This window comes from Streptomyces sp. BJ20, from assembly GCF_022869105.1.
GTDB classification, from domain to species: domain Bacteria; phylum Actinomycetota; class Actinomycetes; order Streptomycetales; family Streptomycetaceae; genus Streptomyces; species Streptomyces griseoincarnatus.
This window is the reverse complement of sequence record NZ_CP094918.1, coordinates 6,678,677-6,691,421: the sequence shown is the minus strand read 5'-3', so window position 1 is coordinate 6,691,421 and position 12,745 is coordinate 6,678,677. Positions and strand designations below refer to the sequence as shown.

9 protein-coding genes are annotated in these 12,745 nt (G+C 73.3%); 4 read left to right on the top strand and 5 right to left on the bottom strand.

All coding sequences use genetic code 11. The annotated features are described in order from the left end of the window. Positions 1-4: 4 nt before the first annotated feature. The gene (locus MTR79_RS30020) at positions 5-1,225 is read right to left on the bottom strand and encodes an acetyl-CoA C-acetyltransferase (protein WP_086699011.1); all 1,221 of its coding nucleotides are present in this window, start codon (positions 1,223-1,225) and stop codon (positions 5-7) included. A gap of 317 nt (positions 1,226-1,542) precedes the next feature. Further along, complete coding sequence (locus MTR79_RS30015) at positions 1,543-2,571, bottom strand: SGNH/GDSL hydrolase family protein (RefSeq protein WP_086699019.1); 1,029 nt, start codon at positions 2,569-2,571, stop codon at positions 1,543-1,545. 164 nt (positions 2,572-2,735) lie between these two features. Here MTR79_RS30015 and MTR79_RS30010 point away from each other — a divergent pair, with 164 nt between their 5' ends. Beyond that, positions 2,736-4,124, top strand: coding sequence for a cystathionine beta-synthase (locus tag MTR79_RS30010; protein ID WP_086699012.1), 1,389 nt, complete (start codon positions 2,736-2,738; stop codon positions 4,122-4,124). A gap of 496 nt (positions 4,125-4,620) precedes the next feature. On the opposite strand, the gene MTR79_RS30005 is transcribed toward MTR79_RS30010, so the two are convergent. Together MTR79_RS30005 and MTR79_RS30000 are read right to left on the bottom strand one after the other, a co-directional pair. Continuing rightward, positions 4,621-5,046 (bottom strand): hypothetical protein, encoded by a 426-nt coding sequence (locus MTR79_RS30005; RefSeq protein WP_086699014.1) that lies wholly within the window; start codon positions 5,044-5,046, stop codon positions 4,621-4,623. Positions 5,047-5,158: 112 nt separating this feature from the next. Then, positions 5,159-6,871: an LCP family protein gene (locus MTR79_RS30000; protein ID WP_244792476.1), complete on the bottom strand. Its 1,713-nt coding sequence runs from the start codon at positions 6,869-6,871 to the stop codon at positions 5,159-5,161. Positions 6,872-7,154: 283 nt separating this feature from the next. On the opposite strand from MTR79_RS30000, the gene MTR79_RS29995 reads away from it, so the two are divergent. Next, a complete protein-coding gene (locus tag MTR79_RS29995; RefSeq protein ID WP_244792474.1) occupies positions 7,155-7,997 on the top strand; it encodes a MurR/RpiR family transcriptional regulator in 843 nt (280 codons plus the stop codon). Between the two features lie 158 nt (positions 7,998-8,155). After that, complete coding sequence (locus MTR79_RS29990; RefSeq protein ID WP_086701050.1) at positions 8,156-8,740, top strand: hypothetical protein; 585 nt, start codon at positions 8,156-8,158, stop codon at positions 8,738-8,740. 675 nt (positions 8,741-9,415) lie between these two features. Here the strand turns inward: MTR79_RS29990 and MTR79_RS29985 are convergent. Further along, a complete protein-coding gene (locus MTR79_RS29985) occupies positions 9,416-10,813 on the bottom strand; it encodes a diaminopimelate decarboxylase (RefSeq protein WP_244792473.1) in 1,398 nt (465 codons plus the stop codon). Positions 10,814-10,933: 120 nt separating this feature from the next. Between MTR79_RS29985 and hutU the strand changes: the two genes are divergently transcribed. After that, complete coding sequence (gene hutU / locus MTR79_RS29980) at positions 10,934-12,652, top strand: urocanate hydratase (RefSeq protein ID WP_244792471.1); 1,719 nt, start codon at positions 10,934-10,936, stop codon at positions 12,650-12,652. Positions 12,653-12,745: the final 93 nt, after the last annotated feature.

Below are 12,745 nucleotides of genomic sequence, written 5' to 3'. Positions count from 1 at the left end.
GGGGTCAGCTCAGGCGCTCGACGACCATCGCCATGCCCTGGCCGCCGCCGACGCACATGGTCTCCAGACCGAACTGCTTGTCGTGGAACTGCAGGGAGTTGATGAGCGTGCCGGTGATACGGGCGCCGGTCATGCCGAAGGGGTGGCCGACGGCGATGGCGCCGCCGTTGACGTTCAGCTTGTCCAGCGGGATGCCCAGGTCCTTGTAGGAGGGGATCACCTGGGCGGCGAACGCCTCGTTGATCTCGAACAGGTCGATGTCGTCGACGGTCAGGCCGGCCCGCTGCAGGGCCTGCTTGCTCGCCTCGACCGGGCCGAGGCCCATGATCTCCGGGGAGAGGCCCGAGACGCCGGTGGACACGATCCGGGCCAGCGGGGTCAGGCCCAGCTCGCGGGCCTTGGTGTCGCTCATGACGACGAGCGCGGCGGCGCCGTCGTTGAGCGGGCAGCAGTTGCCGGCGGTGACCAGGCCGTCGGGGCGGAAGACGGGCTTCAGGCCGGAGACGCCCTCCATGGTGACGCCGGGGCGCGGGCCGTCGTCCTTGCTGACGACCGTGCCGTCGGGCAGTGTCACCGGGGTGATCTCGCGCTCCCAGAAGCCGTTCTTGATGGCTTCCTCGGCGAGGTTCTGCGAGCGGACGCCGAACTCGTCCATCTCCTGGCGGGTGACGCCCTTCCAGCGGGCGAGGTTCTCCGCGGTCTGGCCCATCGCGATGTACGGGTCGGGGACCAGTCCGTCCTCGCGCGGGTCGTGCCAGGTGGTGCCCTCCTGCTGGGCGACCTCGGCGGTGCGGGCCTCGGCCTCGGCGAACAGCGGGTTGCGCGTGTCCGGGAGGCTGTCGGAGTTGCCCTTCGCGAAGCGCGAGACCGTCTCGACGCCGGCCGAGATGAAGACGTCGCCCTCTCCGGCCTTGATCGCGTGCAGCGCCATGCGGGAGGTCTGCAGCGAGGAGGAGCAGTAGCGGGTGACCGTGCAGCCGGGGAGGTGGTCCATGCCCATCTGCACGGCGACGATCCGGCCGAGGTTGTTGCCCTGCTCGCCGCCGGGCAGGCCGCAGCCGAGCATCAGGTCGTCGATGTCCCGCGGGTCCAGCTCGGGGACCTTGGCGAGGGCCGCCTGGATGATCGTGGCGGTCAGGTCGTCCGGGCGCAGGTCCTTGAGCGAGCCCTTGAAGGCGCGGCCGATGGGGGAGCGGGCGGCGGAAACGATCACGGCTTCGGGCATCACGGCTCCAGAGTGAGAGGCGACGGCGTTGCGCTCGGCGGGCGGGCGCGGGCGGACATACCGGCGGGTCGGTGCGGCGCCTGTTGGGAAGTTACCCGTACGTATGCGCGTGGTCACGCGTGTCGGGGTGTGAGATGGGCCGCAACTGTCTAAGCGCTTGCTTTTTTGTGACCCGGGGCGGGTCGGCCCACCTGTACCGCTGTACACCGCGGTGTGGGGCCCTGCGCGGCAGAGGGTCGGTGCGGGCGCGTCTTGGCCCGTGCCGCCTGCGCCCACCCGTGCCGCCCCAGCGGCACGAATGCCCGCAGGCCGCCGGATTACGTCGACGGTTGCGTCGAGGGCTCGGGCTCGGATTCCGTGACCCTGCGGCGCCGGCGCCGTTTGAGGAGGGCCCAGGCGCCTCGGGGCCCCGTCGGCATCGCCGCCGCGACCTCCGTGCCCGCCTCCGACGCGGCCTCCGCCGCCGCCTGTGCCACCGGCAGGAAGCCCTCGCGGCGGGCGGCGTCCGGCCGGTCCTCCTCCGCCGGCCACAGGCCCAGCGCCGCGCACACCGTCGGCAGCACCGCCATCGCCGCCGTCGCGTACCCCTCCGCCGACGGGTGGTAGCTGTCCGGGCCGAACAGCTCCCGCGGGTTCGCCGCGAACTCCGGGCCCAGCAGGTCACCCAGCGACACCGTGCGCCCGCCCTGCTCGACCACGCCGATCGTCTGCGCCGCCGCGAGCTGCCGCGAGGCGCGGCGGGCCATCCAGCGCAGCGGCTGCTGTACCGGCTCGATCGTGCCGAGATCCGGGCACGTGCCGACCACCACCTCCGCGCCGGCCGTCCGCAGCCGGCGCACCGCCGAGGCGAGGTGGCGCACGGAGCGGGTCGCCGGCATGCGGTGGGTGACGTCGTTGGCGCCGACCATGATCACGCAGATGTCCGGCACCCGCGACGGGTCCGCCAGCGCCAGACCCACCTGCCGGTCCAGGTCGTCCGAGCGGGCCCCGGGCACCGCGACCGTGGACAGTCCCACCGGACGCTCCGCGATCGCCGCCACCCCGGCGGCGAGCAGCGCGCCCGGCGTCTGCCCGGCCCGGTGCACGCCCTGCCCGGCGGCCGTGGAGTCGCCCAGCATCGTCAGCCGCAGCGCCGGCTCACCTGGCACCGTGTAGGACGCGCCGTACAGTCCGTCCGAGGTGGGCACGTGAGGAGTCGTGCCGTTGCCCACACGGCGCCGGGCCAGCTGCGCCTCCGCCAGCAGCAGCCCCACGGCCGCCGCGCCCGCCAGCCCGATCCCCCCGCCGCCGTACGCGGCGCCGGCCGCGATGCGCCGGGCCACTCGCGCCCTCGACATGCCCGTCATGCTCGCCGCCACCTCCTCGTAGCCGTACACCCAGGTCTTGCCCCGTACGGACGGTGGTCCAATCCCGACGGGGAGTGAACGACCCGGCCGGGTCGGGCTGCGGGGAGGGCCTACGCTGGCATCACCACCACGACCACCTCTTTTGCAGCAGTCCGGAGACAACGGTGCAATTCCACGACTCGATGATCAGCCTCGTCGGCAACACCCCGCTGGTGCGGCTCAACAGCGTGACCAAGGGCATCAGGGCCACCGTCCTGGCCAAGGTGGAGTACTTCAACCCGGGCGGCTCCGTGAAGGACCGCATCGCCCTGCGCATGATCGAGGCGGCGGAGAAGAGCGGCGAGCTGAGGCCCGGCGGCACCATCGTCGAGCCGACCAGCGGCAACACCGGCGTCGGACTCGCCATCGTGGCCCAGCAGAAGGGCTACAAGTGCATCTTCGTCTGCCCGGACAAGGTCTCCACGGACAAGATCAACGTCCTGCGCGCGTACGGCGCCGAGGTCGTCGTCTGCCCGACGGCCGTGGCCCCCGAGCACCCCGACTCGTACTACAACGTCTCCGACCGGCTGGTCCGTGAGACGCCGGGCGCCTGGAAGCCGGACCAGTACTCCAACCCGAACAACCCCCTGTCGCACTACCACTCCACCGGTCCCGAGCTGTGGGAGCAGACCGAGGGGAAGATCACCCACTTCGTGACGGGCGTCGGCACCGGCGGCACCATCTCCGGCACCGGCCGTTACCTCAAGGAGGCCAGCGACGGCCGCGTGAAGGTCATCGGCGCGGACCCCGAGGGCTCGGTGTACTCCGGCGGTTCCGGCCGCCCGTACCTGGTGGAAGGCGTCGGCGAGGACTTCTGGCCGACCGCCTACGACCGTGAGGTCGCGGACGAGATCGTCGCCGTCTCCGACAAGGACTCCTTCCAGATGACCCGCCGGCTCGCCAAGGAGGAGGGCCTGCTGGTCGGCGGCTCCTGCGGCATGGCGGTCGTGGCGGCGCTGGAGGTGGCCTCCCGGCTCGGCGAGGACGACGTCGTCGTCGTCCTGCTCCCCGACAGCGGCCGCGGCTACCTCAGCAAGATCTTCAACGACGAGTGGATGGCCGACTACGGCTTCCTCGAGGACTCCGGCCCGAGCGCCCGCGTCGCCGACGTCCTGGACGACAAGGAGGGCGGCCACATCCCGTCCCTCGTCCACATGCACCCGGACGAGACCGTCGGCCAGGCCATCGAGGTGCTGCGCGAGTACGGCGTCTCGCAGATGCCGGTCGTCAAGCCCGGCGCCGGCCACCCGGACGTGATGGCCGCCGAGGTCGTCGGCTCGGTCGTGGAGCGCGAGCTGCTGGACGCGCTGTTCAGCAAGAGCGCCTCGCTCGACGACCCACTGGAGAAGCACATGTCCGCGCCGCTGCCGCAGGTCGGCTCCGGCGAGCCGGTCGCGGACCTGATGGCCGTGCTGGGCAAGGCGGACGCGGCGATCGTGCTGGTCGAGGGCAAGCCGACCGGTGTGGTCAGCCGTCAGGACCTGCTGTCCTTCCTCGCCAAGAACGGCGCCTGAGGTAGCCGTCCGCGGCGGGGTGGGTGGCCGATCGCGCAGTTCCCCGCGCCCCTTCGGGGCGCGGTCACCGCAGCTGCCTCAGGGGCGCGGGGAACGGCGCGCGTAACCCACGACGACCCGCACCCGGGTCCCGGACCTCAGGAGCGCGGTCCGTCCCGCGTAGTCGGTCCCGCGGGAAGTCCCGCGCGGGACTTCGCGGAAGTGGTACGAGCACGTCACGCCCGCGCAGCACTCGGTTAACACGGCTCCGGCACAGTGGTGGATGTCGGCGGGACGGGAGCGGCTCCCCGTTCCGGCCGACGGCCACACGGCGTCGAAGGACCTCCGGAGCGGCTCCCGGACCTCCATGGACGCCTGTGAAACGCACTACGCCCGTGGCGGAGCGCGTGTTCGCGGGGACCGCCGTCGTCCCGCCCCCCGGCAACGGGGGTGCGGCGGTCCCCGCGCAAATCCTTCCCCCACCCCGGGGCACCCGCGCCACTTCCCCCCGTGCGGCTCAGTCCTCCCAGGCGTCGTCGTCCCGCGTGGAGCGGCGGCCCCGGAACAGCGCCGGGTTGCCGCGCGCGACCTGGACGACGTTCACGCCGACGATCCCCGCCCAGGCGACCAGCAGGCCGGGCAGGCCGGCCACGCCCCCGCCGATCGCGGACAGCGGCACCGCCAGCACCATCGACACGATCCCGAAGCCGAACCGCTCGCCCCAGGAGTCCGTGGCCTTCGGCGCCCGCGCGTCCCGGGCGGACGTCAGCTGATGCTCCGCCAGCTGCCGGCGCACCCGGCGCTCCACGGCGCCGTCGACGCGCTGGTCGACCTTCTCCAGGAACGAGTCGATCAGGGCGGACTCGTAGTCCTCGCCCAGTTCCCTGCGGGCCTGCAGGGAGGCGTGGAGTTCCTTCTTCAGCTCGGCGTCCCGCGCGTCCATTCCGGTCATGTCTCACAAGGTAGGGACGCGGGAGCCGGCGCGCACTGGGGGTAACCCCCGTTCCCGTCCTCGGGCGGGCCGCCGTCCCGCGGCCCCCGCGCGCCGCCTCAGATCAGCCCTTGCACATCTTCTCGTCGGCCCGGGACTGCGGGACGTCGACCTTCTTCGGTGTCGCGACCGGCACCCCGGCCTCCGTGAAGTCGGGGCCGAGGGTCAGGGTCATCGGTCCGTCGCCGGCCTCGGCGGTGGGCTTCATCGCGGAGGCGGGCAGGCCCATCAGGTCGGCCAGCTTGCGGGCCTGGTCCGCCTGGTCCGGGGCGTACACGAGCTGGGTGCGGGAGACCTTCGCGGGGGCGTTGCCCTGGTTCGCCGAACGGGACACCCCCTGGCCGTTCTGCAGCCAGGTGACCGTCTCCCCGGCCGCGCCCTGCGGGCCGCCGCCGTTGAGGACGTCGACGCGCACGGCGGACGCCTCGGCCCGCGCGCCCTTCAGCAGCGCGTCCTGCTTGTCCTTGGCCTTCTTCTTCTCCTTCTTCACCTCGGTGAACGACACGTCGTCCTGGAGCATGGAGAACACCTGCGGTGCTTTGGCCGGGTCCGGGACGACGGTGACGGGTTTGGGTTCGTCCGGGTTGTCGACCACCGGGAGCGTCATCAGCGTGATGTTCTTCAGGTCGATCTTGCCGAGTTCCTTGGCGAGGGTGAGCAGCTTGCCGGGGCTGCCGATGGCCTTGTCCACGGTGAGGGACTTGGTGGCCGCGTCGGCGACGTCCAGCATCTTCGTCGGGCTGCCGAGCGTGTCCTCCTTGAGGCGGCGCAGCATCGACGCGACGAACTTCTGCTGCATCCCGATCCGGTCCAGGTCGCTCTCGTTCTTCAGCCCGTGCCGGTTGCGCAGGAAGGACAGCGCCTCCTCGCCCTGGAGGGTGCTCTTCCCGGCCGGCAGGTCGAGCTTGGTGCCGCCCGAGGTGTCCTTCAGCGGCTGCTCCAGGCACACCTCGACGCCGCCGACCGCCGTGGACAGCGTCTTGACGGCGTTGAAGTCGAACATCATGAAGTGGTCCACGTCCAGGCCGGTCAGCTGCTCGACCGTGCGCATGGTGCAGCCGGGGTCGCGGCCCTCGACGCCGTAGGACTCGTTGAACCGGGTGGTGCCCTGCGAGCCGGGGACCGTCTTCGTCGAGCCGTCGGACTGCCGGGTCTCGCAGTCCGGTATCTCCGTCATCAGGTCCCGGGGGATGCTCACCACCGTCGCGTTGGACCGGTCCCCGGCGACGTGGAACAGCAGCGTGGTGTCGGCATGCCCGGTCACGTTGTCCCGGTTGCCGTACGCCTCGTTGCCCTTGCCGGTGCGGACGTCGTTGCCGATGACGAGGATGTTGGCCGGGCCGTCCCCGAGGACGGTGTCGCTGCCGACGTCACCGATGTCGACGGTGTCGATGTTCCCGCCCAGGCGGTCCCACCAGTAGTACGCGAACGCCGAGCCGCCGACGAGCACCAGGCCCATCACGCCCCCGGTCCACATCAGCGCCTTGCGGCGGCCGGACCGCTTCGGCTGCCTGCGCGTGCGGCGGTGCGAGTCGCGGGGGCCGCCGGGGGCGGGGTCGCCGTCCCGGTCGCGCGGGTCCGGGTCGGTCTCGCGCGGGCCGCCGGGACGCGGGCCGGGCGCCTGGCGGGTGCGCTGGCGCGGCACCGAGGGCGTCGGAGGCGTCGGGGGCCGCACGTCGCCCTCCAGCCTCAGCTCGTACTCACCGGTCTGCGGATTGAGCACCCACTGGTCGGCGGGATCGGCCCCTTCCGCCCGCCCACGACTCTGCGCGTCCACGCCCCCACCCACTCCTGCGCCCTGTGCCCCGTGGGGCACCTGAGTCCAGAATTGCTTACATGTTCGACGACTTACGCTATCCGGCCGTTCCCGGCCTCGCGGACCTCGTGGCGAAATCGTCGAGATCCGGATGGGTCCGGGAAGAGGGCCCCGGATCCATGACATGGCGTGATCCGCGCAGGGTCCGGCGCCCGTCCGGCACGGTGCGGCGTTCGCCTGTATAACGGCATGCAGAAGTCACGACGGATGAATGGGCCGGGGACGGCCGAGGGGGAGTCAGGTCATGAGCGGCACCGAGAGCCCCGCGGCGCGTCTCCAGGCGCTCTTCGAGGGGCACCGGCTGACGCCCACCCAGCGGCGCATCGCCCACAGCATGGTGCGGCGCGCCGCCGACGTGCCGTTCCTGTCGAGCGTGGAGCTGGCCGAACTGGCCGGGGTGAGCCAGCCCTCCGTGACCCGCTTCGCCGTCGCCCTCGGCTTCGACGGCTACCCCGCGCTGCGCCGGTACCTGCGCGAGGTCGCGCCGGCCGAACCCGCCCCCGACACCGGCTCGCTCAACGAGTACCAGCAGGCCGTCGAGGCCGAGATCGAGAACCTGCGCCATCTCGCGGAGGTGCTGGCCGACCCCGAGCCCGTACGGCGCGCGGGGCGGGTGCTCGCGGAGAGCCGCCCGCTGCCCGTCCTCGGCCTGCGGGCCGCCGCCGCCCAGGCGCACGGCTTCGCCTACTTCGCCGCCAAGGTCCACCCGGACGTACGGCTGCTCAACGAGGGCGGCACGATGCTGCTCGACCGGATCGACGCGGCCGTGCGGGCGGGGGCGTCGGCGCTGCTGTGCTTCGCGCTGCCACGGCATCCGCGCGAGGTCCTCGACGCGCTCGTCCACGCCAAGGAGTCGGGGCTGGCCGTCGTCACCGTCGCGGACTCGGCGTTCGCGCCGGTCGCCAAGGTGTCCGACCTGCTGCTGCCGGCCGCCGTCGGCACGGCGCTGGTGTTCGACACCGCGTGCGCGCCGATGCTGCTGGGGCGGGTGCTGCTCGAGGCGATGTGCGACGACCTGCCCGACGCGCAGGCGCGGCTGGAGGAGTTCGACACCCGGGCTGCGGCGCGCGGGCTGTTCGTGGAGTGAGGAGAGTGACGCGGCGGCCGTCCCCCCGCGTCTTCTCAGACTCGTCTCAGCTTGCCCCGCTAGCGTCCGTCACCGGGGACTTCCCTCGAAGGCGTTCCACAGGTAAGGGACTTCCCACAGATGGACTTCCTCAGGAATCGGGAGACGGGAGGCTGGACGTGACGCGCGGAGGACAGGGGCTGGCCCGGGTGGCCGTCGTCGTACGGGCCGGAGCCGCGCCACTGTGGTGGCTGGGGGTCGTCGCCGCGGGCGCCGGGGCGTTCGTGCCGGGTCTGACGGGGCTGCGGATCGGCGCGCTCGGCGGAGCCGCGCTGTTCCTCGTGGCCGCGGCCCTCGTGACGCTGACAGGGCGGGGCCGGTACCGCGCACTGGCCCGCGCGGCGGCCCGGGCGGGCCGGCACGACGTGCTGCAGGACCGCGCGGTCACCGCGCGCAACTGGCGCCGGGCGCACCGCTGGTGGCTGCTGCTCGCCTTCCTCGCGGCCCTGGGCTCGGCCCTCGCGGCGCCCGCCGCGGCCGGACTGCTGCTCGCCGGGTGCGGTGTGGGGCTGTGGCTGAAGGCGGCGTGGATCGGCCGCCTGGAACGCGCCGACGAGGTACTGCTGTGGGTCCGCGTGGACTGGCTCCGCAACGGCGCGGGCCGCCCCGCCGGCCGCGCCGTCAAGGCCTACCGCACCACAGGCATCGCCGCGGGCGACGCGGCCCCGGGCGGAGCGCGCCGCAAGCTGACGACGGCGGCGTGACGGAACACCCCGGGCGCGCGGTCACCACGCGCCCGGGGTGTGTCCGCGCCTGACACGGCCGTGTCGGCCCCACACCCGTACCCGCGCCACACGCCGACGCCCCGTCCGACCCGGGCCGGAGCCGGCTGGGCCCAGGCCCGTTGGGGTGTGTCCGCGCGGGCTGCGCCGGGCCGGGCCAGCCCTGCGGCGCATGGGTGCACCGGGCGTGTGCCGTGTCGGCACTCGGGAGGCGGCGTCGGCGCGCTGCCGTCGCCCGTGCCCCGTCGGGTGCCGTCCGAGGCGCTCGGCCCAGGCCCGTTGGGGTGTGTCCGCGCGGGCTGCGCCGGGCCGGGCCAGCCCTGCGGCGCATGGGCGCACCGGGCGTGTGCCGTGTCGGCACTCGGGAGGCGGCGCGGGCGCGCTGCCGTGCGGCTACCGGCCGTGCCGGGGTGCGGGAGGCCGGGGCGCGGGTGTGTGTCCGTGCTGCGGCCGGTGCCGACGGAGGCGGTTCAGCCCAGGCCTGTTGGGGCTTCGTGCGGGCTGCGCCGGACCGGCCTCGGCGCACCGGGCGTGTGCCGTGTCGGCACTCGGGAGGCGGCGCGGGCGCGCTGCCGTGCGGCTACCGGCCGTGCCGGGGTGCGGGAGGCCGGGGCGCGGGTGTGCGTCCGTGCTGCGGCCGGTGCCGACGGAGGCGGTTCAGCCCAGGCCCGTCAGAGCGTCCGTATGGGCCGCGCCCGACTCCGCGACGATTTCCTCGATCGGCTGGGCCGGGCGGACCGTCGCGAAGGTGATCTCGCCCGAGGGGGACTGCGCGTAGCCGAGGACGGCCGGGCGCGGGAGCGAGTTGTAGGCGTAGTGGTGCGCGAAGTAGTACGCGCCGGTGTCCAGCGCCGCCGCGTGGTCGCCCTGCTCCAGCAGCGGCAGTTCCTGCCCCTGCGCCAGCAGGTCGCCCGCGAAGCAGGCCGGGCCGGCGACGTCCTGGACGACCGCCGGGCCTTCCTTGGGCAGCCCCTTCGCGTCGTACGCGGCGATCCGCAGCGGCCACGACTGCGGCGCGTACACCGTGCGCGTCGCGACCTGCACGCCCGCGTGGGTCACCGCGACCGGACGGCCGCCCGCGCTCTTGGCGTACTCCACGCGCGTGACCACCGTGCCGTGCTTCGCCAGCAGGGACCGGCCGAACTCGGTGACCAGCCCGTACCGCCCGTCGAACAGCCCCGGCACCGTCTCCTTCAGCAGCCGCGCGTACTCCGCGTACGTCGGGCGGCTCTCCTCGGAGGCGAAGTTCACCGGCAGTCCGCCGCCGATGTCGAGGGTGTCGACCTGCCGGCGTCCGGCCCGCCGGTTGATCTCCTCCGCCAGCTCGTACGTCTCCGCGACCCCGCGCGCCATCATCGTCAGGGCGATGCCCTGGGAGCCGGTGTGGGCGTGCAGCCGGGTCAGCCACGGACGGTCCAGGTACGCCTGGACCACCCACTCCCGCGCGCCCTCGTCCCGCAGCGCCACACCGAACTTCGACGTGGCCGTCGCGGTCGACAGCGCCTCGATGGAACCGCCCCCGACCTGCGGGTTCACCCGGATACCCAGCGGCGACCGCACGTCCGTGCCGGCCACCAGCGCGTCGATGCGCTCCAGCTCCTGCGGGTTGTCCGCGTTGACGGCGATGCCCAGCTCCAGCGCCTCCCGCAGCTCGGCGGGCGTCTTGGCGGGGGAGTCCAGCACCGTGCGCCCCGGCTCCACACCCGCGGCGCGCGCCAGCGCCAGCTCGCCCGGGCTGGCCACTTCCGCGCCGACGCCCTCCTCACGCAGCAGCCGCAGCACCGGCACCAGCGGGCTCGCCTTCACCGCGAAGGCGTGCAGCACCGGCGTGCCGGGCGCGGTCACGGCCTCGAAGGCGGCCCGCAGGTCCGCCGCCGACTCACGGATGCCGGTGACGTCCAGCAGCCCCACGAGGGGCGCGTCGGTGTCCAGGAAGCCCCGCTCCACGGCCGCCCGCACCGCGGCGTCCCGGCGGGCCGCCCGCCCGGCGGCCCGCGGGTCGGCCCCGGCCGTCACGTCGCCCGTCCTGTCACGTATCTGCTCGTTCGCGCGCATGCATCCAGCCAAACATCCCCCGGACGGAGGCGCCGACGCACCCCCTGTATTGACTAGGTCTATTCAGTCAATGAGGATGTGAATATCTGCAGACGTCGTGTGGCCACCTGGAGGCACCCCATGTCAGGACCTCTCCCTCCCGTCTCCCCCCACCACCCTCGATCGAGGCCCTACGGGCCACCCCCCGGTGTGGTCCGAGCACCGCGCGGCAGCGAGCTGAGCGCCCTGGGATGGCAGCAGGAGGCCGCCCTGCGGATGCTGCAGAACAACCTCGACCCGGAGGTCGCCGAGCACCCCGACAAGCTCGTCGTCTACGGCGGTACCGGCAAGGCGGCCCGCGACTGGCGCTCCTTCGACGCCATGGTCCGCACGCTGCGAACCCTCAAGCAGGACGAGACGATGCTCGTCCAGTCCGGCCGCCCCGTCGGCGTGATGCAGACCCACGAGTGGGCACCGCGCGTCCTCCTCGCCAACTCCAACCTGGTCGGCGACTGGGCGAACTGGGAGGAGTTCCGCCGCCTGGAGCAGCTCGGGCTGACCATGTACGGGCAGATGACCGCCGGCTCCTGGATCTACATCGGCACCCAGGGCATCCTCCAGGGCACCTACGAGACCTTCGCCGCCGTCGCCGCCAAGCGCTTCAACGGCTCCCTCGCCGGCACCATCACCCTCACGGCCGGACTCGGCGGCATGGGCGGCGCCCAGCCGCTCGCGGTCACCATGAACGACGGCGTCGCCATCTGCGTCGACTGCGACCCGCGCGCCATCGACCGCCGCATCGAGCACCGCTACCTCGACGTGAAGGCCGACTCCCTCGACCACGCGCTGCGCCTCGCCGTCGAGGCCCGCGACGCCCGACGCCCGCTGTCCGTCGGCGTCCTCGGCAACGCGGCCGAGGCCGTCCCGCAGCTCCTTGCCATGGGCGCGCCGATCGACGTCGTCACCGACCAGACCTCCGCCCACGACCCCCTCGCCTACCTGCCCCTCGGCACGGCCTTCGAGGACATGGCCGACGCGGCCGCCAAGGACCCGGCCGGCTTCACCACGCGCGCCCGCGAGTCCATGGCCAGGCACGTGGAGGCGATGGTCGGCTTCCAGGACGCCGGCGCCGAGGTGTTCGACTACGGCAACTCCCTCCGCGGCGAGGCCCAGCTCGCCGGGTACGAGCGGGCGTTCGCCTTCCCCGGCTTCGTCCCCGCCTACATCCGGCCCCTGTTCTGCGAGGGCAAAGGCCCCTTCCGCTGGGCCGCCCTCTCCGGCGACCCCGCCGACATCGCTCGGACCGACCGCGCCATCCTCGACCTCTTCCCGGAGAACGAGTCCCTCGCCCGCTGGATCAAGATGGCCGGGGAGCGCGTCCACTTCCAGGGCCTGCCCGCCCGCATCTGCTGGCTCGGCTACGGCGAACGCGACAAGGCCGGCGAGCGGTTCAACGACATGGTCGCGAGCGGCGAACTGTCCGCGCCCGTCGTCATCGGCCGCGACCACCTCGACTGCGGCTCCGTGGCCTCCCCCTACCGGGAGACCGAGGCGATGCTCGACGGCTCCGACGCCATCGCCGACTGGCCCCTGCTCAACGCCATGGTGAACGTCGCCTCCGGCGCCTCCTGGGTGTCGATCCACCACGGCGGCGGCGTCGGCATGGGCCGCTCCATCCACGCCGGACAGGTCACCGTCGCCGACGGCACCGCCCTGGCCGGCGAGAAGATCCGCCGCGTGCTGACGAACGACCCGGGCATGGGCGTCATCCGGCATGTGGACGCCGGGTACGACATCGCGGAGTCGGTCGCGGACGCGAAGGGTGTGCGGGTGCCCATGCGTGAGGGTGACTCCGCGTGAATCAGGACGGGAACTCTCCGGTGGGGGCAGGCGGGGCGTCGCCGACTGCGGGCTCGGCTGTGCCCACCCGTTCCGCCCTGCGGAACGACTGCC